The following is a 21,058-nucleotide window of genomic DNA, read 5'->3' as shown; positions in this document are numbered from 1 at the left end:
CAGAGAGCGCGCTTGGCCTGCGTAGAGGCCCGTGGCAATCGATCGTTAACTTGCTTTCACAGCCCCAGCGCCGACAGGCTGCCCCGGCCTTCGCGGATCACCTCGGCATCGCCCCCGGTGCCCATGGGGGTCAGGTCCAGCACGGTGGTGGGCTGCAGCGGGCAGGCGCCTGCATCGACGATGGCGTCCAGCAGCTTCTCGTAGCGGGCGCGGATGTCCTGCGGGTCGTTGAGCGGCTCGCTCTCGCCGGAGGGGATCAGCGTGGTCGCCAGCAGCGGCGCGCCGTGCAGTTCCAGCAGCAGCTGCAGGCCCTTGCGGTCGGGCACGCGCAGGCCGATGGTCTTGCGCGAGGGGTGGCTCACGCGGCGCGGCACTTCCTTGGTCGCTTCGAGGATGAAGGTGTAGGGGCCCGGCGTGCCCAGCTTGAGCAGCCGGTACTGGCGGTTGTCCACCCGCGCGTAGCTGGCCAGCTCCGAAAGGTCGCGGCACAGCAGGGTGAGGTGGTGCTTCTCGTCCACGCCACGGATGCGGCGCAGGCGCTCGACGGCATCCTTGTCGTCTAGGTGGCAGACGAGGGCATAGCTGGAGTCGGTGGGCACGGCCAGGATGCCGCCCTTTTGCAGCAGCGCGGCGGCCTGCTTGAGCAGGCGCGGCTGGGGGTTGTCGGGGTGGACTTCGAAATACTGCGCCATGGCGGTGCCCTCGTGGCGGTCAGTGCGCCGGGCGGATGCGGTCCGCCAGCAGTTCCCACACGGGCGTGAGCTGGCCCGGCAGGTCGGGCAGCATGCCCAGGTCGGTATGGGATTCGTCGGGGCTGTGGAAATCGCTGCCGCGCGAGGCGGCCAGGCCGAATTCTTTCGCCATCGCGGCATAGGTCACGTATTCGGCCGGCGAATGGCTGCCCGTCACCACCTCCACGCCGCGCCCGCCGTGTTCCTTGAACTCGGAAAAGAGCGCGTATTCCTCGTTGGGCGTGAACTTGTAGCGCGCGGGGTGGGCGATGACGGCCATGCCGCCGGCCTCGGTCACCCAGCGCACGGCATCGCCCAGCGCGGCCCAGCGGTGCGGCACGTAGCCGGGCTTGCCCTCGGTGAGGTATTTGCGGAAGACCTCGGGCGTGTCGTGGCAGACGCCGGTTTCCACGAGGAAGCGGGCGAAGTGCGTGCGCGAGATCAGCTCGGGGTTGCCCACATATTTCAGCGCGCCTTCGTAGGCGCCCTGGATGCCCACCTGCGCCAACTGGCGCGACATCTCCTGCGCCCGCTCGCCGCGCCCGCCACGGGTGGCGGCCAGGCCCTGAGCCAGCCGCGCATCGCCCGGGTCGAAGCCCAGGCCCACGATGTGGACCGTGGTGCCCGCGAAGGTGACGGAGATCTCGGTGCCCGTGAGATAGGCCATGCCCTCGGCACGGGCGGCCGCAGCGGCGCGGTGCTGGCCGCCGATCTCGTCATGGTCGGTCAGGGCCCAGAGCTGCACGCCGTTGGCGCGCGCGCGGGCGGCCAGCGCTTCGGGGGTGAGCGTGCCGTCGGACACCACGGAGTGGCAATGCAGGTCGGCGTTGAGGAGGATGGTCACCGGACCATTCTAGGCCGATCGTTCCGGCTGGCGGGTAGGCGCCAGCCGGAAAGCCTCATGGCGCCATGGCGATGCCCGCCCGCCGGGCAGGGGGGCGGTCAGAACCGCTGCAGCGAAAACGGTGCGAGATCGATGTCGGTCGCCTCGCCCGTCAGCAGCTGCGCGACCACGCGGCCGGTGCGGGCCGAGCCCACCAGGCCGACGTGGCCGTGCCCGCAGGCATAGACCACCTGGGGGCAGCGCGGCGAGGGGCCGATGGCGGGCAGGCCGTCGTAGGTGCTGGGGCGGTGGCCCAGCCACTGGTCGGTGGCGGCGTCGGGCCGGTCGGCGCAGAGCGTGGGGAAGGCCGCGAGCAGGTGCAAGCGCACCACGTCCGCGCGCTGCCAGCGGGGCGCGGCGCGGGTGCCGGCGATCTCGACCTGGCCCGCGCAGCGCACGCCGTGCTGCATCTGGTGGACGATGACCTTGCGGTCTTCCAGCATCACCGGCACCTGCGGGCCGCGCAGGCCTTCGCCCAGCACCATGGCGTGGTAGCCGCGCTCGCTTTCCAGCGGCAGGCGGTCGCCCAGCGCGTCGGCCAGGCCCCTGGAGCCGATGCCGGCCGCCACCACGGCCTGGCGGCAGGCGATGGCGCCCTGCGTGGTGCGAACGGCGGCCAGGCGCCCGTTCCGCAGGTCGAAGCCGCGTGCCTGCGCGGTGACGCGCTGCAGGCCGTGCGCGTCCAGGTGCGCCGCGATGCGCTGGACGTAGGCGGCCGGCTGCCGGCAGCGCCCGGCTTCGGGCACGAAGAGGCCGAAGCGGTAGTCGCGGCTCAGGTAGGGCTCCAGCGCGTGCAGGGCGGGGGCATCGAGCTCCTGCACCTCGATGCCCAGCGAGCGGCGCACGTCCCAGCCGAAGCGGGAGCGCTCGTAGAACGCCCGGTCCGGGAAGGCGTGCAGCAGGCCGCTGTGCGCGTCGATCAGGTCCTGCGCGCCGACCTGGTCCGCCACGGCGGCGTGCAGCGCGGGCGCGTCCTTCAGCAGGGTGCGCAGCGCGGCGGCGGTGCGCCGCACCTTCTCGGGCGTGCTGGCGGCGCGCAGGTAGTTCAGCAGCCAGGGCGTGGCGCGCAGCGCCTGGGGCATGCGCACCGTGAGGGGGCCTAGCGGGTCGAGCAGCCAGCGCGGGATCTGCTTCCAGACGCCGGGGTAGGCCGGCGGCATGACCGAATGGCTGGAGAGCCAGCCCGCATTGCCGAAGCTCGCGGCCTGCCGGCCGCCGGGCGGCCCGTCGTCGATGAGGGCGATGCGCTGGCCGCGCGCCAGCAGCTGCAGCGCGATCTGGTGGGCGACGATGCCGCCGCCGATGATGGCGACGTCGTAAACGAAAGAGGAATCGGCAGGCATGGAGAGGGGGGGATGGCCGGTCAGAGCTGGGCGCCTTCGACGAGGAACTGCACGCGCCGCTCGTTCTTCCACTCGTTCACGTCGAGCCGGAAGGCCAGCAGCACGCGCGCGGGCAGCGGGTCGGTGTGGCCGAACCAGATGGCGTCGATGGGGTTGCCCTGGTGGATGAGCTTGAGCGAGAGGTGGTTCTTGCCTTCGCCCACCAGCCGCTGGCTGACGACTTCGACCTCTTCGCTGAAGGTGGGCGGTGCGAAGCCCTGGCCCCAGACCTCGCGGTGCAGCGTGTCCACGATGTCGGCGCGGCAGTATTCGGGGGCGAGCGGGCCGTCGGTGTCGATGCGGCGGGTGAGGGTGGCGGCGTCCAGCCATTCCTGGGCGACCTGGGCGAAGGCTTGCTCGAAGGTCTCGAACGCCTCGCGCGCCACCGTGCAGCCGGCCGCCATGGCGTGGCCGCCGAACTTCAGCAGTACCCCCGGGTGGCGCTTGGCGACCAGGTCCAGCGCATCGCGCAGGTGAAAGCCCGGAATGGAGCGGCCCGAGCCCTTTATCTCGTGTTCCTTGCCCGGCGCGGCGCTGGCCGCGAAGACGAAGGTCGGGCGGTGCAGCTTGTCCTTGAGGCGGCTGGCGACGATGCCGACCACGCCTTCGTGGAAGTCGGGGTCGAAGACGCTGATGGCGGGCGGCGGCGTGTCGGTGTCGCCGAACAGGTTTTCGGCCAGCAGCAGGGCCTGCTCGCGCATGCCGCCCTCGATCTCGCGGCGCTCGCGGTTGATGGCGTCGAGCGTGCGCGCCAGCTCGGCGGCGCGGCCGGGGTCGTCGGTCAGCAGGCATTCGATGCCCAGCGTCATATCGGCCAGCCGGCCGGCGGCGTTGATGCGCGGGCCGAGGGCGAAGCCGAAGTCGAAGGTGGTGGCCGCGTCGGCCTTGCGCCCGGCGGCGGTGAAGAGCGCGGCGATGCCGGGCTGCATCTGGCCGGCGCGGATGCGCTTCAGGCCCTGCGCCACCAGGCGGCGGTTGTTGCTGTCCAGCCGCACCACGTCGGCCACGGTGCCGAGGGCCACCAGCGGCAGCAGCGGTTCCAGCCGGGGCTGGCTGGCGGCGTCGAACACGCCGCGCCGGCGCAGCTCGGTGCGCAGCGCCATCAGCACGTAGAACATCACGCCCACGCCAGCGATGGATTTGCTCTCGAACGCGCAGCCGGGCTGGTTGGGGTTGACCATGGCGTCGGCCACGGGCAGGGCGGGGCCGGGCAGGTGGTGGTCGGTGACGAGCACCGACAGGCCCAGGGCGCGGGCCTCGGCCACGCCGTCCACGCTGGCGATGCCGTTGTCCACGGTGACCAGCAGGTCGGCGCCGCGCTCGTGCACGCGCCGGGCGATGGTGGGGGTGAGGCCGTAGCCGTCGGCCACGCGGTCGGGCACCAGGTAATCGACCTGCCGCCCGCCGAGCAGCCTGAGGCCGCGCACGGCCACGGCGCAGGCGGTGGCGCCGTCGCAGTCGTAGTCGGCCACCACGACGATGCGGCGGTCGGCGGCGATGGCGTCGGCCAGCAGCACGGCGGCCTCGCGGGCGCCCAGCAGGGTCTCGGGCGGCAGCAGGCGCTTCAAGGCGTCGTCCAGCTCGTCGTGCAGGCGGATGCCGCGCGCGGCGTAGAGCCGGGCCAGCAGCGGGTGGACGCCGGCCTGCTCCAGCGCCCAAGCGGCGCGGGGGGGAATGTCTCTTGCTACTATTTTCATAGCTGGTTGCGCACGTCGGCAAAGCGCTGCGGGCGGAAAACGCTTTGAATCTTCTTCCACAGGCCGCGCGGCGCCGTGTGCCAGGCCAGGGCGCTGCGTTCGCCGCAGAGCGTCAGGCGGGCGATGCCGCCTGCGGCCACATGCTCGGCCAGGCGGGCGACGGGGCCGGCGTCGATCTCGGCCCAGGCGGCGGCCCAGGCGCGCCAGTCTTCCCGCAGGGCGGCATCGCGCAGGGCCAGGGGCATCTCGGGGTGCGGCACGTTCGAGGGCGGCGCGTGCAGGCGGCCTGCGCCATGCACCCAGAAGGCGTTGACGGGCGGCAGGCCCTGCGCGGCGCGTTCGTCGTTGAAGGGGTGGGTGTAGAGCAGCATCTGCATCTCGCTGTGCAGGCGGTGCAGGGTGCGGGCCCGGGCCGGGTCGGGCAGCCAGGCGCGCACGTCGCGCTGCACCACGCGGTCGAGCGATGCGGTGGCCAGGCCGTCGAACACCGCGCCGCGCGCCAGCCACCGGGTGGGCTGGTCGTAGGCCAGGGTGATGCCGTCTTCGGCGAACCAGGGCGCGAGGATGTCCAGCAGCCGGCGCGATTCGGCCTCGGACAGGCGCAGCGCGGCCGGGTCGGTCAGGTTCACGCGGTCGGTCGTCACCTGCCACTGGCAGGGGGTGACGAAGGCGGCGGGCGTGTCGCCCCCGTCGGCGCCGGACTGCCGCATGTGCCAGGCGGCCCAGGGCGTGGTGCCCTCGGCGCTGGCGGGCAGGCCCAGGTGGCGGGCCAGGGCGCGTTCGTGCGGCGGGGTGAAGTCGGTCTCTTCGCCAGGGTCGCTGGCGGGGTGGGGGGACAGCCGCTGCAGCAGCCGGTCCAGGTGGGGCAGGGCCAGGCCCTGCAAGGCGTCGCGGCACCCGTCGGCGGTGCTGGCAGCGAAGGGAATCAGCAAATGGTTGGCGTCCGACATCCTCTTATTCTCAGGGATGCCACAATCGGCGCCGCCCGGCAGCCGCCAACAACCCTCTCCCGAGCTCTTCCCGAGCGGCGCCTGGGCCACTTCACATTTCATGCAAATCCCCTACGAACTGGCCCTGGGCTGGCGCTACACCCGGGCAGGCCGCGCCACGCGGCGCAATGGCTTCATCTCCTTCATCTCCGGCGTGTCCATGCTGGGCATCGCGCTCGGCGTGGCGGCGCTCATCATCGTGCTGAGCGTGATGAACGGCTTCCAGAAGGAAGTGCGCGACCGCATGCTGAGCGTGGTCTCGCACATCGAGATCTTCGCCCCGAACGGCGGGGCGCTGCCCGACATCCAGCGCACCATGGCCGAGGCGCGCGCCAACCCCGAGGTGGTGGGCGCCGCGCCCTTCGTCTCGGCCCAGGCGCTGCTGGCGCGGGGCGAGGACATGCGCGGCGCGCTGGTGCGCGGCATCGACCCGGCCCGCGAGGGCGAGGTGACCGACCTGGCCGCCGCCAACCAGCAGGAGCTGGCCGCGCTGGTGCCCGGCGAATTCCGCGTGGTGCTGGGCAGCGAGCTGGCCCGGGCGCTGGGCGTGCGCGCGGGCGACGTGATCACGCTGATCGCCCCCGGCGGGCAGGTGACGCCGGCCGGCGTGCTGCCGCGCCTCAAGCAGATGACGGTGGCGGGCACCTTCAATTCCGGCCACTACGAATACGACTCCACCCTGGTGCTGATGCACTACGCCGACGCCGAGCGCATCTTCCGCCTCGAAGGCCCTACCGGCATCCGCCTGAAGCTGCGCGACCTGCAGCAGGCGCCCGAGGTGGCCCAGCAGCTGGCGCACTCGCTCTCGGGCGATCTGCTGATCCGCGACTGGACGCAGCAGAACCGCACCTGGTTCGCCGCCGTGCAGCTGGAAAAACGCATGATGTTCATCATCCTCACGCTGATCGTGGCAGTGGCGGCGTTCAACCTCGTCTCCACCCTGGTGATGACGGTGACCGACAAGCGCGCCGATATCGCCATCCTGCGCACGCTGGGCGCCAGCCCGCGCAGCATCATGGGCATCTTCGTGGTGCAGGGCGCCATGGTGGGCGTGATCGGCACGCTGGGCGGGCTGGCCCTGGGCCTCCTGATCGCCTTCAACATCGACGTGATCGTGCCCGCCATCGAGCACGCGCTGCACGCCAACTTCCTGCCCAAGGACATCTACCTCATCAGCAAGATGCCCAGCGACCCGCAGCGCAGCGACATCGTGCCCATCGCCGTCATCTCCCTGATCCTGGCGTTCGTCGCCACCCTGTACCCCAGCTGGCGCGCCAGCCGCGTCAACCCGGCGGAGGCCCTGCGCTATGAGTAGCCGGGAACACCCCCCTGAGCCGCTTCGCGGCTTCCCCCCGCTCTCGGCGTGCTGCGCACGTCGGGCGGGTGGACGCAGCCCTCGCTGCGGGGCGGCCCTTGCTGGGCTGCCACTGGACTGGGCCATGCCGGTTTCATGGGCTGTGGGTAGCGCTTTGCGCGCTGGAGAATCGAGATGAACGCGGGGAACAACGAAGTGGTGCTACATGCGCGGGGCCTGACCAAGCGCTTCACCGAAGGGCGCCTGGACGTGACCGTGCTCAAGGGCGTGGACCTGGACGTGCATGCGGGCGAGACGCTGGCCATCGTCGGCGCCTCGGGCTCGGGCAAGAGCACGCTGCTGCACCTGCTGGGCGGGCTCGACGCGCCCACCGCCGGCACCGTGCAGCTGCAGGGCCAGGCGCTGCACACGCTCTCGCCCGCGCGCCAGGGCGAGCTGCGCAACCAGCACCTGGGCTTCATCTACCAGTTCCACCACCTGCTGCCCGAATTCAGCGCGCAGGACAACGTCGCCATGCCGCTGCGCATCCGCCGCCTGCCCTATGCCGACTGCCTGGAGCAGGCCCGGCAGATGCTGGCCGCCGTGGGCCTGGGCGAACGCGCCCTGCACCGGCCGGCGGAGCTGTCGGGCGGCGAGCGCCAGCGCGTGGCCATCGCCCGCGCCCTGGTCACCCGCCCGGCCTGCGTGCTGGCCGACGAGCCCACCGGCAACCTCGACCGCTCCACGGCCGACGGCGTGTTCCAGCTCATGCTGCGCCTGGCGCGCGAGCAGGGCACGGCCTTCGTGATGGTCACGCACGACGAGCAACTGGCCGTGCGCTGCGACCGCATGCTGCGCATGAATTCCGGCGTTCTGGGTTGAATCGGCCGCCAGCCCTTTCCCAGTAAGGGCTGGCAGCTATTGAATTGATAGCGGGTGGCGTGCGCAGCCGCTACAGCAGCAGAAAGGCCGCCGCGGCAATGGCCGTGGGCAGCGCGGCGCCCAGCAGCAGCCCGCCCGCGCTCACCGTCTCGTCGCTGAACCCGCGCTTGAGCAGCGCCAGCCCGGCCGGGTTGGGCGCATTGGCGATCACCGTGAGGCCGCCGCCCGCCACCGCGCCGGCCACCAGCATGTAGCGCGACTCTGCAGGCAGGCCCTGGATCAGCGAGCCCAGATAGGTCAGCGCCGCGTTGTCCGTCACGGCCGTGAGGCCCAGCGCGCCCGCGAAGAGCGCCAGCGGCTCCAGCCCCGACACGATGGGCTGCAGCCACCACCGCTGCATGCCGCCCAGCACCACCAGCCCGGCCAGGAAGAAGGCCACCAGCAGCGCCTCCTTCAGGATCAGCGGGCTCTGGTGGCGGGCATAGGCCTGCGTGTAGCCCATGAACATCAGGAAGATGCCGAGGAAGATCACCGGATGGTGGGCGAACAGCACCACGCCGGCCAGCAGCGCGATATGCACGGCCACCACCGGCAGCGGCACCGGGGGCAGGGATTCGCCATCGTCCTGCGCGCCACCCAGATGGGCGCGCAGCGCCAGCGTGGCGATGGTGGCGTTGCAGCACACCGCCAGCGCCGCCTTCCAGCCGAAGTGCTGGAACATGAAGGCGCTGTCCCACTGCCAGGTCGTGGCCACCATCAGCACCGGCGGCGCGGCATAGGCGGTGAGCGTGCCGCCGATGGAGACGTTGACGAACAGCACGCCCAGCGCCAGGTATTTGGGCATGGCCGGCACCTCGGGCCGGAAGGCCAGCGGCGCGAGCATGAGCGCGGCGATCGTCATGGCCGCCGGCTCGGTCACGGCCGAGCCCAGCAGCGGCACGGCCGCCAGCCCCAGCCAGACCCTGGCCACCGGGGTGGAGATCGGCGCTAGCTGCGCCAGCCCTTGCGTGAGTGCCGACACGGCCCACAGCACGGGGCGCGAGGCGGCGATCACCATCACCACGAAGACGAAGAGCGGCTCGGTGTAGTTGCGCGATTCGGCATAGGCCAGGGCCGCGGGCCCGCCGGCCAGCAGGGCCATGCAGCACACGAGCACGATGGCCCAGAGGCCGAACACCACCTCGACCTCGCCCAGCAGGTGGAAGAGGCCGGAATGGCGTGGAAAACGGTGCGAGAGCCGCTCGAACTGCTTGGCCGCGAAGGTGTGGGCCAGGGCGAGGGCGAAGAGGGCAGCGGCGAGCCACTGCAGGGACGATTCGGTCATGGGGCGGACAGGAGGAAACCGCGAGGCGGCCCGACCTTCGCTATACCTGGCGCGCCCGCATGGCGCGCCACCCAGGCTGCATTCTAAAGGCGGTGCTCCCGGCGCCTGAGTGCCGGCCCCAGTCCGCTCAGCTGCGCCGCGCGGCCGCCATCACCGCCAGCTCGGTGCGGTTGCGGGCGTGCAGCTTTTCCATGATGCGGCTCACGTAGTTCTTCACCGTGCCTTCGGCCAGGAAGACGCTGGCGGCGATCTTCTTGTTGCTCAGGCCGTCGGCGATGAGTTCCAGGATGCGCGCCTCCTTGTCGGTCAGCGGCTCCTGCAGCGGCTGGCCGGGCGCCGGCGGCGTGGGCAGGGCGCCGGGGCCGGGCTCCGGCACTGGCGCGGCCGGCGGGCTGCCCGTGCCCAGGCGGCGGAATTCCTCCAGCACCTTGCAGGCGATCTGGGGCGAAAGGCGCGATTCGCCACGCTGCACCGCGCGGATGGTTTCCAGCACCTCGTCCTCGGCCGCATCCTTGAGCAGGTAGGCCCGCGCACCGGCGCGGATGGCCTCGAAGACCAGGTCGTCATGGTCGAAGGTGGTCAGCACCACCACGCGAGCGGCTGGCAGCCGGGCCGTGATCTCGCGCGTGGCGACCACGCCGCTCACGCGCGGCATCTGCAGGTCCATGACGACCATGTCGGGCTGCAGCGCCAGGGCCTGGTCGATGGCGTCCTGGCCGTCCACGGCCTGGCCCACGACCTCGATGTCGGGCTCCACGCCCAGCGTCATCGCCAGGGCGCGGCGGATCAGGGGCTGATCGTCCACGATCAGCAGGCGCAGGGGGCGGGGTGGGCAGGTCTCGGGTTCGCTCATGGGAGTCGTTTCGGTTGCGTCGGAGAGGCGGGCGGGGCGGCGGCCCGCAGGCGCATGCCCAGGCGCTCGTGCAGTTCCCCGACCAGCGAGGACGGCATGCGCGCGGTGAAGAAGCGCAGCACCGCGGCCACCGCCAGGGCGGCTTGTTCGGGGGGCAGGCCGGCGGCGGCGCCGACGGCGCGGATCAGTTCTTCGAGCATGGCAAGATCGTCCTCGGCTCCCAATATAGGCCACGTGCGCAGCGGCGCACAGTGACGAACGGCACCATGCAGTCATCTTCTCTTCCCCCTCGCGCCACCGCTTCCTTCGCCGCCTGGCTGGGCTGGCTGGACCCGCGGCGCTATCTGGCGGCGGCCATCGGCTGGTCCATGCTGGCCGTGGTCGCGCTGGCCTCGGTGGTGGCGGGCCAGCTGGCCTCGTCCGACGCCGAGCAGGCCGCGCGCGTCGCCACCCAGGGCCTGATGGGGCAGTTCGCGCGCCAGGTGGAGCGCGGGCTGGACATGGACCTGCGGCTGCGGCTGGCCGTCCTGCAGGTCACGGCCGGGCAGGTGGCCGTTTCCGGCCAGGGGCCGGGCGCTGCCGAGGCGCTGCAGCTGGAGCCGAGCCTGCAGCCCCACCTGGCGGCCCTGCGCGCCCAGTTCCCGGAGTTCGCCTGGCTCGCGGTGGTCGATGCTGGGGGCGAGGTCGTGGCCCAGGCCGGCACGCCGCAGGGCGCAGCGCCCCTGGGCCGCAGCCAGTGGCGCGCCGTGCGCGATGCCGCCCCGTTCCTGGGCCACGCCGCAGGCGGCGAGGGGCCGCGCGGCCGCATCCTCGATGCCGTGGTGCCCATCGCCCAGGGCCGGCTGCTGGCGGGCCAGTTGGCGTGGGACTGGCTGGAGCGCCAGGGCCGCGATCTGGCCGCGGGCCTGGGCGCCCAGAGCCCGCCCGAGCTGCTGCTGATCGGCCGCGACGGCTACGTGCTGCTGGGCCCGCCGGCCTGGGCCGGGCGGAGCGCGCAGGGCGCCGACCTCACCGAGGGCGGCCGCTTCGTGGTGGGGCGGCAGGGCCCTGATGAAGCGGTGCTGGGCGGCCCGGGCTGGACGGTGGTCGTGCGCCAGCCGGCCGGCATCGCGCTGCGCGGCGATGAGCAGCTGCGCAGCACGGTGCTGCTCACGGTGCTGCTGGCTGGCCTGCTGGCGGCCTGCAGCGCGCCGCTGCTCACGCGCTGGCTCACGCGCCGGCTCAATACCCTGGCGGTGCAGGCGCAGCAGATCCGCGACGGCCTGCGCAGCGACATCGAACCGCCGCGCGGGCAGGACGAGGTGGGCCGCATCGGCGCCGCCATGGCCGGGCTGATCGCGCAGCTGCAGGCCGAGAAGGCGGCGCTGGCGGCGCTGAACGCGGAGCTGGACGAGCGCGTGGCCGAGCGCACGGCGCGCATCCAGCGCATGTCGGAAGAGGCGCGCCACGCCGCCGTCACGCGCGAGCGGCTGCGGCTGGCGCGCGACCTGCACGACACGCTGGCGCATTCGCTGATGGCGCTGCTGCAGCAGATCCGGCTGGTGCGCAAGCTGCAGGGCCGCATGGCGCCCGAGGAGCTGGCCGCCGAGCTGGGCCGCGCCGAAGAGGTGGCCGCCTCGGGCCTGGCCGATGCGCGCGCCGCCATCACGCAGATGCGCCACGGCACCGTGCGCGAAAAGGGCCTGGCCGCCGCGCTGCGCGACCTGCTCGGGCGCTTCGGCGAGCGCACCGGCCTTGCCACCGAATTCAGCTTCGCCGGGGCGGCCGCCGATCTGGCCGACGAGCGGGCCGAGACCATCTACCGCATCGCCGAGGAAGCCCTGCGCAACGTGGAGCGCCATGCGCAGGCCCGCGGCGTGGTGGTGGCGCTGGGGGCGGAGGGCGAGCGCGCCGTGCTCAGCGTGCGCGACGACGGCGCCGGCTTCGATCCGCAGGCGCCGCATGCCGGCCACTACGGGCTGGTGGGCATCGAGGAGCAGGCGGCGCTGATCGGCGCCGCGCTCGCCATCGACAGCCGGCCGGGCGCGGGCACCGAACTGCGCCTGAGCTTCGCGCCCTGAGCCTCCCCGAGCCGCGCCGCGCGCATCGCGGCCCTGCGCAGGGCCGTGCGAAGTCGTGCCCACGCCGTGACCTTCGGCACTGCCCGGGGCTGCCGCCCAGGCCTAGATTCCGTTCCGTGGGTGGCCGGTGCGATGGTCGCAGCGGCTCCAGCCCCGAACCCGATCCGAAGGAGTTCATGATGCGTTTCCAGACCACTTCCCGCGGCGCCACGCTGGGCGCCATCACCCTGGCCGTGCTGATGTCTGCCGTCACGCTGCCGGCGCGTGCGCAGGACGAACTGATCCTGCTCGAAAAGGCGCATGCCACGACCTACGAGAACGGCGGCATCGGCCACAGCGAGCAGGAGGCGATGCGCAAGACGGCCAAGGAATGGCCGCTGCGCATGGTCTTCTCGGCGCGCAAGGACAATGAATTCGAGGCCGGGGTCAAGCTGCTGGTGACCGACGATCGCGGCGCGCCCATGCTGGTGCTCAACAGCGCCGGGCCCATGACCTACGCCAAGCTGCCCCCGGGCAAGTACCGCGTGACGGCCACCGCCAACGGCATGACCGAGTCGCGCGAGGTCACGCTCGACGGCAAGCAGGGCCGCGACGTGTTCTTCCACTGGGCCGGCACGCCCAAGCTCGCTCCGGCGAGCGGCGCGTCGGCCGGCTGACCGCCCCTGGCCGGAGCCCGGCCCATCCCGCCGGCCCCGGCCTTTCGTCCAGCCCCGCGCTTCGGCTCGGGGCTTTTTCACGCCGGACCGGCCTGCACTCAAGACTGATGCGTCCACTCAATGGGCCGTCACCCGGCGCTCCATCCGGTCAGTTTTGTTATGTTATAACATTGCAAAAATGCTTCCAAGGAGATCGCTGTGGACCTGACCGCCAACCAACAACGCGTGCTTTCGACGCTGCAGCAGGCCCAGGCTCCCCTCAGCGCCTACAACCTGCTCGACCAGCTGCGCGGGCAGGGCTTCAGCGCGCCCACCCAGGTGTACCGGGCGCTCGAACGCCTGGTGCAGGACGGGCTGGTGCATCGCCTGGAGAGCCTCAATGCCTATGTCAGCTGCGCCTGCGCCGACGGCTGCAGGCAGGGCCCGCTGGCCTTCGCGATCTGCGAAAAGTGTGGGCATGTCGATGAGTTCGCCGATCCCTCCCTGGGCCGCAGCCTGGCGGCGCTGGTCAAGCGCAATGCGTTCTCGCTGCGCGAATCCAACATCGAGCTGCGCGGCCTGTGCGCCAGTTGCGCCGCGCAAGGCTGAGCGCGGCCGGGGTGCCCGCCATGAAAGAGACAACACGATGAATACCGATACGCCAACAGCCTCCCGCAAGCTCCCCGTCACCGTGCTGTCGGGTTTCCTGGGCGCGGGCAAGACCACGCTGCTCAACCACATCCTGAACAACCGCGAGGGCCGCCGCGTGGCGGTCATCGTCAACGACATGTCGGAGGTGAACATCGACGCGGCCCTGGTGCGCGACGGCGGCGCCGAGCTCTCGCGCACCGAGGAAAAGCTGGTCGAGATGAGCAACGGCTGCATCTGCTGCACGCTGCGCGAGGATCTGCTGCTGGAGGTGGACCGCCTGGCCAAGGAGGGCCGCTTCGACCAGCTCGTGATCGAGTCCACCGGCATTTCCGAGCCGCTGCCCGTGGCCGAGACCTTCACCTTCGCGGGCGAAGACGGCCGCAGCCTGGGCGAGGTGGCCCGGCTGGACACCATGGTCACGGTCGTCGATGCCTTCAACTTCCTGCGCGACTACAGCTCGCGCGACAGCCTGCAGTCGCGCGGCGAATCGATGGGCGAGGAAGACCAGCGCACCGTGGTCGATCTGCTGATCGAGCAGGTCGAGTTCTGCGACGTGATCGTGCTCAACAAGGTGGACCTCATCAGCGAGGACGAGCGCGATCGCCTGATGGCCATCCTGCGCGGCCTCAACCCGCGAGCCCGCATCGAGATCGCCCGGTTCGGCGAGGTGCCGCTGGGCAAGGTGCTGCAGACGGGCCTGTTCGACTTCGACGAGGCGTCCAAGGCGCCCGGCTGGCTCCAGGAACTGCGCGGCACGCACAAGCCGGAGTCCGAGGAATACGGCATCCACAGCTTCGTCTATCGCGCCCGCCGCCCCTTCCACCCCGAGCGTTTCGCCGCCTGGGTGGGCAGCGAATGGCCGGGCGTGGTGCGTTCCAAGGGCTTCTTCTGGCTGGCGAGCCATCCGGCGCTGGCCGGCAACTGGTCGCAGGCCGGGGCGGTGGCCCGGCATGGCAAGGCCGGCCACTGGTGGGCGGCCGTGCCTGCGGAGTACTGGCCCCAGGACGAGGAATCGGTCGCCCTGATCCGCGAGCACTGGCAGGACGGCGTGGGCGACGCCCGCCAGGAACTGGTGCTGATCGGCATGGACATGGACGAGGCGGCGCTGCGCGCGCGCTTCGATGCCTGTCTGCTGACCGATGCGGAAATGGCCCTGGGCCCCAAGGTCTGGACCACCTGGCACACCCCCTTCGCCGACTGGCAATGAACTGAACCGGCCCCCATGCCCTGATCCGCGTGGGAGCGCCTCCTACCTGGATCCTGCGCATGAACGATGCACTCCCCGACGTTTCCCTGACCGACACCGCCCCCCGCCTGAGCCCGCTGGAATGGGTCGGCATGCAGGGCATCGACCTGCCCTTGACCCTGGCCGAGCCGGGCTACCGCCGCGAGCTGCATGCCCGGGCGGACGTGGCGGTCGATCTGCCCGCGCCGCAGGTCAAGGGCATCCACATGTCCCGGCTCTACCGGCTGCTGGACGGCCTGAGCCAGGGCGAGGCGCTGTCTCCCGCCGGCCTGCACGGCGTGTTGCAGGCCATGATCGCCAGCCACCACGATTGCGACAGCCGCAGTGCGCGGCTGGGCCTGGCGCTGGACCTGCTGGTGCGCCGCCCGGCGCTGGTGACGCAGGGCCTCTCGGGCTGGAAGTCCTACCCCGTGCGGCTGGAGGCCTCGCTCGTCGCCGGCGTGTTCCGCTGCCGCCTCGAAGTGCGGGTGGGCTATTCCTCCACCTGCCCGTGCTCGGCCGCGCTGGCGCGGCAACTGATCGAGCACGCCTTTTCCGAAGCCTTCGGCCAGCAGGAGGCCGTGCCTTCCCAGGACGTGGCCGGCTGGCTGCGCCGCCATGCCTCGCTCGCCACGCCGCACAGCCAGCGCAGCGAAGCCTGCGTGTCGGTGGATGTAGCCGCCGATGCGCCCACGCTGGGGCTGCTGGCCTTGATCGACGGCATCGAGCAGGCCGTGGGCACGCCCGTGCAGACAGCGGTCAAGCGCGCCGACGAACAGGCTTTCGCGGCGCTCAACGGCCAGAACCTGATGTTCGTCGAGGACGCGGCGCGGCGCATCGAAACGGCGCTGGGCGGCTACGGCCGGCCCCGTGTCTTCGTCCGCCACATGGAGAGCCTGCACCCGCACGACGCCGTGGCCTGGGCCTCGCCCCACCGGGAGGGGATGGTGGCGGCATGACCCGGCACGCGCTGCCGCCAGCGCAGGGGCGGCCCGGAAAGGCCGCCGCATGAGCGCCGGCATCCACCTCTACAACACGCTGAGCCGCAGGAAGGAGCGGCTGCGCACCGAATGGCCGGACCGGGCCACGATGTACGTCTGCGGACCGACGGTCTACAACTACGCGCACATCGGCAACGCCCGGCCCGCCGTGGTCTTCGACGTGCTCGCGCGGCTGCTGCGCCGCGACTACCGCGAGCTGGTCTACGCCCGCAACTTCACCGACGTGGACGACAAGATCAACGCGGCGGCCGCAGCGGCCGGCGTGCCCATCGGCGCCATCACCGAGCGCTACATCGCGGCCTACCACGCGGACATGCAGGCGCTGGGCGTGCAGGCGCCCGACCTGGAGCCGCGCGTCACGGCGCATATCCCCGCCATCGTCGGGCTGGTGCAGACGCTGATCGCGCGCGGCCACGCCTATGTGGAGCAGGGGCACGTGCTGTTCCATGTGCCGTCCTATCCGGCCTATGGCGAGCTGTCGGGCCGCCGCACCGAAGACATGCTGGCCGGCGCCCGCGTGGAGGTGGCGCCCTACAAGCGCGACCCGCTGGACTTCGTGCTCTGGAAGCCTGCCACGCCCGAGCAGCCGGGCTGGGACAGCCCCTGGGGCCGGGGCCGGCCCGGCTGGCATGTCGAGTGCTCGGCCATGATCGGCCAGCACCTGGGCACGACCATCGACATCCATGGCGGCGGGCAGGACCTGATCTTTCCGCACCACGAGAACGAGATCGCCCAGGGCACCTGCGCGCACGGCGCGCTCTACTGCCGCACCTGGGTGCACAACAGCTTCGTCACGGTGGATGGGCAGAAGATGTCCAAGTCGCTCGGCAACGTGCTGCTGGTCCGCGACCTGCTGGCCCAGGCGCCGGGCGAGGCCATCCGCCTGGCGCTGCTGGGCACCCACTACCGCCGGCCGCTGGACTGGAGCGCCCAGCGCCTGGCCGATGCGCGGCAGACCCTGCTGCGCTTCTACGCCAGCCTGGCGAAGGTGGCGCACATCGCCGCAGCGCCTGACGCCAGCCCTGACCCGGAGGTGCTCGCAGCGCTGAGGAACGACCTGAACGTGCCCGGAGCGCTGGCGCGCCTGCATGTGCTGCGCAGCCAGCTCGACGAGCCGGCGACCGATGCGGCGCGGGCCGAGGCCCGGTCGTGCCTGCTGGCATCGGCCGGCCTGCTCGGCTTTCTGCAGCAGGCCCCCGCGGCTGCTCTGGAGGCACTGGCGCCATCGGCCGCGGCGCCGTCGCTGAGCGAGGGCGCGGTTCGCGCACTGCTGGCCGAACGGGAGCTGGCGCGCAGCCGCCGCGACTTCGCGCGTGCCGATGCGCTGCGCGCCGAGCTGGCGGCGGCGGGCTTCGCCGTAGAAGACACCGCCGAAGGCATGGCCGTGCGCCGCGCCCGCAAGGAGCCGGCATGACGCGCGGGCCTGCCCGGTTCCTGGTGCTGCTGGTGCGCGGCTACCAGCTCTTCATCAGTCCGGCGCTGGGATCGAACTGCCGCTTCCAGCCGAGCTGCTCCCGGTACGCCATCGAGGCGCTGCGCACGCACGGCGCGCTCCGGGGCGGCTGGCTGGCGCTGCGGCGCATCGGCCGCTGCCACCCCTTTCATCCCGGCGGCCACGACCCGGTGCCGCCGGCCCGCTCCACCCAACGAGATCCCACCCCCACATGATCCGCAAGAACCCGCGCGGCGACCTGCCGCGAATCCACCCCACCGCCTTCGTCGATCCCACCGCCATCCTCTGCGGCCTCGTCGTCGTCGAGGAGAACGTCTTCATCGGCCCCTACGCGGTGATCCGCGCCGACGAGATGGATGCCAACGGCCACATCGATCCCATCGTGATCGGCGCCCACTCCAACATCCAGGACGGCGTGGTCATCCACTCCAAGTCCGGCGCGCAGGTCACCATCGGCCAGCGCACTTCCATCGCCCACCGGGCCATCGTGCACGGGCCCTGCACGGTGGGCAGCGGCGTGTTCATCGGCTTCAACAGCGTGCTGTTCAACTGCACCGTGTCCGACGGCTGCGTGGTCCGCTACAACGCCGTGGTCGATGGGGTGCATCTGCCGCCGGGCTTCTACGTGCGTTCCACCGAGCGCATCGGCCCCGACACCGACCTGGCCGCGCTGCCGCAGGTGCCCGCGTCCGCCAGCGAATTCTCGGAAGACGTGGCCCGCACCAACAACGAACTGGTGCGCGGCTACAAGGCCATCCAGAACGAGTTCTAGGCGGACGGCAACCCCTTGAGCGGTCGGAGCAGCGCCTTCTTCGGCGTTGCGCTGCTCACGCCGGCAGCCCCACCCACTTTCTCACACCATCCTGAGGAGCATTCCATGACAACCACACCCACCGCGCTCGTCGTCAGCGCCCATTCGGCCGATTTCGTCTGGCGCGCCGGCGGCGCCATCGCCAGCCATGTCCGGCAGGGCTGGCATGTCCGCATCGTCTGCCTGTCCTACGGCGAGCGCGGCGAATCGGCCAAGCTGTGGCGCCAGTCCGGCATGACGCTGGAGAAGGTGAAGGCCGCGCGCCGTGACGAGGCGCAGCGCGCCGCCGACATCCTGGGCGGCGAGGTCGAGTTCTGGGACATCGGCGACTACCCGATGCGGGTGAACGACGAGACCCTGTTCCGCCTGGTCGATCTCTACCGCAGCCTGCAGCCGGCCTTCGTGCTCAGCCACTCGGTGCAGGACCCGTACAACTTCGACCACCCGCTCGCCATGCACGTGGCGCAGGAGGCGCGCGTCATCGCCCAGGCCGAGGGCCACAACCCCGGCCAGAAGATCCTGGGCGCGCCGCCCGTCTATGCCTTCGAGCCGCACCAGCCCGAGCAGTGCCACTGGGAGCCCAACACCTTCCTGGACATCACCGACGTGTGGGAGACCAAGCGCCGCGCCATCGAATGCATGGCCGGCCAGGAACACCTGTGGCACTACTACACCCGTGTGGCGCAGCAGCGCGGCGTGCAGGCCAAGCGCAACATCGGCATCACGGCGGCGCGCAACATCGAATACGCCGAGGGCTTCATGCGCCTCACGCCCAGCGTGGTCGGAACGCTGTGACCATGGCCGTCCAGCGAAGCCTTCGCGCAGCCGCCTTGGCGGGGGAGGGGGCCGCGGCATGACCACGCCCCGCCATGCCGACCTGCTGCTGCGCGGCGGCACCGTGGTGACGCCCGGCGGCGCCGAGCGCATCGACGTGGCCTGCAGCGGCGGCCGCATCGTGGCGCTGGGCGATCTGGCCGGCTCCTGGAGCGCCGGCACCGTGCTCGATGCCTGCGGCCTGCACGTGCTGCCGGGCGCCATCGACAGCCAGGTGCACTTCCGGGAACCGGGCCTGGTGCACAAGGAGAACCTGGAGGCCGGCACGCGCGGCGCCGTGCTGGGTGGGGTGACGGCCGTCTTCGAGATGCCCAACACCCAGCCGCTGACGCTGAGCGCGGCCGACCTGCAGGCCAAGCTCGACGCCGCCCGGGGTCGCGCCTGGTGCGACCACGCCTTCTACATCGGCGGCTCGGCCGTGAACGCCGAGCAGCTCGCCGCGCTGGAAAACCTGCCCGGCTGCGCGGGCGTCAAGGTCTTCATGGGCAGCTCCTTCGGCGACCTGCTGGCCGATGAGGACGAGGTGCTGCGGCGCATCCTGCGCCACGGCCGGCGGCGCCTGGCCGTGCATGCCGAAGACGAGGCCCGCCTGCGCGAGCGCAAGGCCCTCGTGGAGGCCTGCGGCGACGTGCGCCAGCACCCCGAGTGGCGCGATGTGGAGAGCGCGCTGCGGGCCACCCGGCGCATCTTGGCGCTGGCGGCCGAAGCCGGCCGGCGCCTGCATGTGCTGCACGTCTCCACGGCCGAAGAGATGGCCTTTCTGGCCGGCCACAGGCACCGCGTGACGGTGGAGGTGACGCCCCACCACCTGAGCCTGAGCGCCCCCGATTGCTACGAGCGCCTGGGCAGCCTAGCGCAGATGAATCCGCCGGTGCGCAGCCAGCGCCACCAGGACGCGCTCTGGCAGGCCATCCGCGACGGCGTGGTCGATGTGGTCGGCAGCGACCACGCACCGCACACGCTGCAGGAGAAGGCCCGGCCCTATCCGCAGTCGCCCAGCGGCATGACCGGCGTGCAGACGCTGCTGCCGCTGATGCTGGACCACCTGCACGCGGGGCGCCTGAGCCTGCAGCGCCTGGTCGATCTGACCAGCGCCGGGCCTGCGCGCATCTTCGGCATCGCGGGCAAGGGGCGCATCGCCGTGGGCCATGACGCGGACTTCAGCATCGTGGACTTGAAAGCCCGGCGCACCATCCGCAACGAATGGATCGCCAGCGTCAGCGGCTGGACGCCCTACGACGGCCTCGCCGTCACCGGCTGGCCCATCCACACCGTCGTGCGCGGCTGCTGCGTGGTGCGCGACGAGGCGCTGGCAGGCCCGCCCATGGGCCGGCCGATCGCCTTCCTCGACAGCAGCCCCGCCCAGGGAGCACCGCATGACTGATTCCCGCGAACTCAGAAGCCATGGCCTGAAGGTCACGCTGCCCAGGCTGCAGATCCTGGAGCTGTTCCAGCAGGCCCAGCCCCGGCACATGACGGCCGAAGACGTGTACCGGCAGCTGTTCCAGAAGGGCCACGACATCGGCCTGGCCACGGTCTATCGGGTGCTCACGCAGATGCATCAGGCGGGGCTGCTCAAGCAGTCCCGCTTCGAGGCGGACCGCGCGGTCTATGAGCTGGACGACGGCGACCATCACGACCACCTGGTCTGCACGGACTGCGGGCGGGTGCAGGAATTCCACGACGACACCATCGAGCAGCGCCAGCAGGTCCTGGCCCGCCAGCAGGGCTTCGAGCTGATCGAGCACTCGCATGTGCTGTACGCCCGCTGCACCCGGGCCGATTGCGAGCACCGCCCACCAACGCCTCCTCAAAGAGCCTCCCATGACCCTACCTGAGACCCCTTCCCCCGCACCCCAGGGCACCGAAACGCCGGTGCAGTTCGGCCGCCGCCTCTCGATCGAGCAGGTGGAGGAAGGCCAGGAACTCGCACCCAGGTTCGACGCCGACGGTCTGATCGCCTGCATCACCACCGAAGCCGCCAGCGGCCAGGTGCTGATGCTCGGCTACATGAACCGCGAGGCCCTGGAGAGGACCATCCAGACCGGCGAGGCGCACTACTGGAGCCGGTCGCGGAAGACGCTCTGGCACAAGGGCGCGACCAGCGGCCTGGTGCAGGTGGTCGAGGAGATGCGCATCGACGACGACCAGGACGCCGTCTGGCTGCGCGTGCGCGTGGCCGGCTCGGGCGCGAGCTGCCACGTGGGCTACCGCTCCTGCTTCTACCGCCGGGTGCCGGTGGGCGCGCAGCGGCAGGCGGGCGCGGGCCTCCAGTTCACCGAGAGCGGCAAGACCTTCGATCCGCAGGCGGTCTATGGGGATGTGCCGAATCCGACCGTGCTGTAGCCGCGGC

At 71.6% G+C, this 21,058-nt stretch carries 22 protein-coding genes; 14 read left to right on the top strand and 8 right to left on the bottom strand.

Annotated elements, in window-relative coordinates; all coding sequences use genetic code 11:
* Positions 1-56: 56 nt before the first annotated feature.
* The 5 genes from BM070_RS05320 to BM070_RS05300 form a co-directional block, all read right to left on the bottom strand.
* On the bottom strand, positions 57-692 hold the full coding sequence (locus BM070_RS05320) for an L-threonylcarbamoyladenylate synthase (protein WP_092938305.1): 636 nt from the start codon (positions 690-692) through the stop codon (positions 57-59).
* Between the two features lie 19 nt (positions 693-711).
* Positions 712-1,575: a 3',5'-nucleoside bisphosphate phosphatase gene (locus BM070_RS05315; RefSeq protein WP_092938303.1), complete on the bottom strand. Its 864-nt coding sequence runs from the start codon at positions 1,573-1,575 to the stop codon at positions 712-714.
* A 98-nt stretch (positions 1,576-1,673) separates the two neighbouring features.
* Complete coding sequence (locus tag BM070_RS05310) at positions 1,674-2,957, bottom strand: NAD(P)/FAD-dependent oxidoreductase (protein WP_092938301.1); 1,284 nt, start codon at positions 2,955-2,957, stop codon at positions 1,674-1,676.
* Positions 2,958-2,977: 20 nt separating this feature from the next.
* The gene (gene recJ, locus BM070_RS05305; RefSeq protein WP_092938299.1) at positions 2,978-4,693 is read right to left on the bottom strand and encodes a single-stranded-DNA-specific exonuclease RecJ; all 1,716 of its coding nucleotides are present in this window, start codon (positions 4,691-4,693) and stop codon (positions 2,978-2,980) included.
* Complete coding sequence (locus tag BM070_RS05300; RefSeq protein ID WP_092938297.1) at positions 4,690-5,643, bottom strand: phosphoglycerate mutase; 954 nt, start codon at positions 5,641-5,643, stop codon at positions 4,690-4,692. Before BM070_RS05300 ends, recJ begins: the two co-directional genes overlap by 4 nt.
* A gap of 100 nt (positions 5,644-5,743) precedes the next feature.
* On the opposite strand from BM070_RS05300, the gene BM070_RS05295 reads away from it, so the two are divergent.
* Together BM070_RS05295 and lolD are read left to right on the top strand one after the other, a co-directional pair.
* Positions 5,744-6,997, top strand: a complete 1,254-nt coding sequence (locus BM070_RS05295; protein ID WP_092938295.1) for a lipoprotein-releasing ABC transporter permease subunit — start codon at positions 5,744-5,746, stop codon at positions 6,995-6,997.
* Between the two features lie 174 nt (positions 6,998-7,171).
* A complete protein-coding gene (gene lolD / locus BM070_RS05285) occupies positions 7,172-7,858 on the top strand; it encodes a lipoprotein-releasing ABC transporter ATP-binding protein LolD (protein WP_092938291.1) in 687 nt (228 codons plus the stop codon).
* A gap of 70 nt (positions 7,859-7,928) precedes the next feature.
* Here lolD and BM070_RS05280 read toward each other — a convergent pair whose 3' ends face one another.
* The 3 genes from BM070_RS05280 to BM070_RS05270 all read right to left on the bottom strand — a co-directional run bounded on the left by BM070_RS05280 (position 7,929) and on the right by BM070_RS05270 (position 10,235).
* Positions 7,929-9,182 (bottom strand): putative Na+/H+ antiporter, encoded by a 1,254-nt coding sequence (locus tag BM070_RS05280; RefSeq protein ID WP_092938289.1) that lies wholly within the window; start codon positions 9,180-9,182, stop codon positions 7,929-7,931.
* 127 nt (positions 9,183-9,309) lie between these two features.
* Positions 9,310-10,035 (bottom strand): response regulator, encoded by a 726-nt coding sequence (locus BM070_RS05275; protein ID WP_092938287.1) that lies wholly within the window; start codon positions 10,033-10,035, stop codon positions 9,310-9,312.
* Positions 10,032-10,235, bottom strand: coding sequence for a hypothetical protein (locus tag BM070_RS05270; protein WP_092938285.1), 204 nt, complete (start codon positions 10,233-10,235; stop codon positions 10,032-10,034). Before BM070_RS05270 ends, BM070_RS05275 begins: the two co-directional genes overlap by 4 nt.
* Before the next feature lie 66 nt (positions 10,236-10,301).
* Here BM070_RS05270 and BM070_RS05265 point away from each other — a divergent pair, with 66 nt between their 5' ends.
* The 12 genes from BM070_RS05265 to hisI all read left to right on the top strand — a co-directional run bounded on the left by BM070_RS05265 (position 10,302) and on the right by hisI (position 21,051).
* Complete coding sequence (locus BM070_RS05265; protein ID WP_092938283.1) at positions 10,302-12,095, top strand: HAMP domain-containing sensor histidine kinase; 1,794 nt, start codon at positions 10,302-10,304, stop codon at positions 12,093-12,095.
* A gap of 179 nt (positions 12,096-12,274) precedes the next feature.
* Positions 12,275-12,751 carry a hypothetical protein gene (locus BM070_RS05260; protein ID WP_139222770.1) on the top strand — a complete coding sequence of 159 codons (477 nt, stop codon included), beginning with the start codon at positions 12,275-12,277 and terminating at the stop codon, positions 12,749-12,751.
* A gap of 198 nt (positions 12,752-12,949) precedes the next feature.
* Entirely contained in the window at positions 12,950-13,339 is a 390-nt protein-coding gene (locus BM070_RS05255) for a Fur family transcriptional regulator (protein ID WP_092938279.1), read from the top strand.
* A gap of 37 nt (positions 13,340-13,376) precedes the next feature.
* Entirely contained in the window at positions 13,377-14,588 is a 1,212-nt protein-coding gene (zigA, locus tag BM070_RS05250; protein ID WP_092938277.1) for a zinc metallochaperone GTPase ZigA, read from the top strand.
* A 59-nt stretch (positions 14,589-14,647) separates the two neighbouring features.
* A complete protein-coding gene (folE2, locus tag BM070_RS05245) occupies positions 14,648-15,565 on the top strand; it encodes a GTP cyclohydrolase FolE2 (protein ID WP_092938275.1) in 918 nt (305 codons plus the stop codon).
* A 49-nt stretch (positions 15,566-15,614) separates the two neighbouring features.
* Positions 15,615-17,021: a cysteine--tRNA ligase gene (gene cysS / locus BM070_RS05240; RefSeq protein ID WP_092938273.1), complete on the top strand. Its 1,407-nt coding sequence runs from the start codon at positions 15,615-15,617 to the stop codon at positions 17,019-17,021.
* The gene (yidD, locus tag BM070_RS05235; RefSeq protein WP_092938271.1) at positions 17,018-17,275 is read left to right on the top strand and encodes a membrane protein insertion efficiency factor YidD; all 258 of its coding nucleotides are present in this window, start codon (positions 17,018-17,020) and stop codon (positions 17,273-17,275) included. The genes cysS and yidD overlap by 4 nt, the downstream gene beginning before the upstream one ends.
* Entirely contained in the window at positions 17,272-17,832 is a 561-nt protein-coding gene (locus BM070_RS05230; RefSeq protein ID WP_092938269.1) for a gamma carbonic anhydrase family protein, read from the top strand. Before yidD ends, BM070_RS05230 begins: the two co-directional genes overlap by 4 nt.
* 105 nt (positions 17,833-17,937) lie before the next feature.
* Positions 17,938-18,666 (top strand): PIG-L deacetylase family protein, encoded by a 729-nt coding sequence (locus BM070_RS05225; RefSeq protein ID WP_092938267.1) that lies wholly within the window; start codon positions 17,938-17,940, stop codon positions 18,664-18,666.
* A 58-nt stretch (positions 18,667-18,724) separates the two neighbouring features.
* The gene (locus BM070_RS05220; RefSeq protein WP_092938265.1) at positions 18,725-20,089 is read left to right on the top strand and encodes a dihydroorotase; all 1,365 of its coding nucleotides are present in this window, start codon (positions 18,725-18,727) and stop codon (positions 20,087-20,089) included.
* Entirely contained in the window at positions 20,082-20,543 is a 462-nt protein-coding gene (fur, locus tag BM070_RS05215) for a ferric iron uptake transcriptional regulator (RefSeq protein ID WP_092938263.1), read from the top strand. The genes BM070_RS05220 and fur overlap by 8 nt, the downstream gene beginning before the upstream one ends.
* Complete coding sequence (gene hisI / locus BM070_RS05210; protein WP_092938261.1) at positions 20,530-21,051, top strand: phosphoribosyl-AMP cyclohydrolase; 522 nt, start codon at positions 20,530-20,532, stop codon at positions 21,049-21,051. Before fur ends, hisI begins: the two co-directional genes overlap by 14 nt.
* Positions 21,052-21,058: the final 7 nt, after the last annotated feature.

Origin of the sequence: Paracidovorax wautersii (assembly GCF_900113035.1) — a bacterium.
Taxonomy (GTDB): Bacteria; Pseudomonadota; Gammaproteobacteria; order Burkholderiales; family Burkholderiaceae_C; genus Paracidovorax; species Paracidovorax wautersii.
This window is presented reverse-complemented; position numbering and strand designations above follow the sequence as displayed.

Excerpts from the sequence above, each read along its gene's own strand:
- BM070_RS05320 (WP_092938305.1), bottom strand. The coding sequence starts at position 692 with ATGGCGCAGTATTTCGAAGTCCACCCCGACAACCCCCAGCCGCGCCTG.
- BM070_RS05310 (WP_092938301.1), bottom strand. The coding sequence starts at position 2,957 with ATGCCTGCCGATTCCTCTTTCGTTTACGACGTCGCCATCATCGGCGGC.
- recJ (WP_092938299.1), bottom strand. The coding sequence starts at position 4,693 with ATGAAAATAGTAGCAAGAGACATTCCCCCCCGCGCCGCTTGGGCGCTG.
- BM070_RS05300 (WP_092938297.1), bottom strand. The coding sequence starts at position 5,643 with ATGTCGGACGCCAACCATTTGCTGATTCCCTTCGCTGCCAGCACCGCC.
- BM070_RS05295 (WP_092938295.1), top strand. The coding sequence starts at position 5,744 with ATGCAAATCCCCTACGAACTGGCCCTGGGCTGGCGCTACACCCGGGCA.
- lolD (WP_092938291.1), top strand. The coding sequence starts at position 7,172 with ATGAACGCGGGGAACAACGAAGTGGTGCTACATGCGCGGGGCCTGACC.
- BM070_RS05280 (WP_092938289.1), bottom strand. The coding sequence starts at position 9,182 with ATGACCGAATCGTCCCTGCAGTGGCTCGCCGCTGCCCTCTTCGCCCTC.
- BM070_RS05275 (WP_092938287.1), bottom strand. The coding sequence starts at position 10,035 with ATGAGCGAACCCGAGACCTGCCCACCCCGCCCCCTGCGCCTGCTGATC.
- BM070_RS05270 (WP_092938285.1), bottom strand. The coding sequence starts at position 10,235 with ATGCTCGAAGAACTGATCCGCGCCGTCGGCGCCGCCGCCGGCCTGCCC.
- BM070_RS05265 (WP_092938283.1), top strand. The coding sequence starts at position 10,302 with ATGCAGTCATCTTCTCTTCCCCCTCGCGCCACCGCTTCCTTCGCCGCC.
- BM070_RS05260 (WP_139222770.1), top strand. The coding sequence starts at position 12,275 with ATGCGTTTCCAGACCACTTCCCGCGGCGCCACGCTGGGCGCCATCACC.
- zigA (WP_092938277.1), top strand. The coding sequence starts at position 13,377 with ATGAATACCGATACGCCAACAGCCTCCCGCAAGCTCCCCGTCACCGTG.
- folE2 (WP_092938275.1), top strand. The coding sequence starts at position 14,648 with ATGAACGATGCACTCCCCGACGTTTCCCTGACCGACACCGCCCCCCGC.
- cysS (WP_092938273.1), top strand. The coding sequence starts at position 15,615 with ATGAGCGCCGGCATCCACCTCTACAACACGCTGAGCCGCAGGAAGGAG.
- yidD (WP_092938271.1), top strand. The coding sequence starts at position 17,018 with ATGACGCGCGGGCCTGCCCGGTTCCTGGTGCTGCTGGTGCGCGGCTAC.
- BM070_RS05230 (WP_092938269.1), top strand. The coding sequence starts at position 17,272 with ATGATCCGCAAGAACCCGCGCGGCGACCTGCCGCGAATCCACCCCACC.
- BM070_RS05225 (WP_092938267.1), top strand. The coding sequence starts at position 17,938 with ATGACAACCACACCCACCGCGCTCGTCGTCAGCGCCCATTCGGCCGAT.
- BM070_RS05220 (WP_092938265.1), top strand. The coding sequence starts at position 18,725 with ATGACCACGCCCCGCCATGCCGACCTGCTGCTGCGCGGCGGCACCGTG.
- fur (WP_092938263.1), top strand. The coding sequence starts at position 20,082 with ATGACTGATTCCCGCGAACTCAGAAGCCATGGCCTGAAGGTCACGCTG.
- hisI (WP_092938261.1), top strand. The coding sequence starts at position 20,530 with ATGACCCTACCTGAGACCCCTTCCCCCGCACCCCAGGGCACCGAAACG.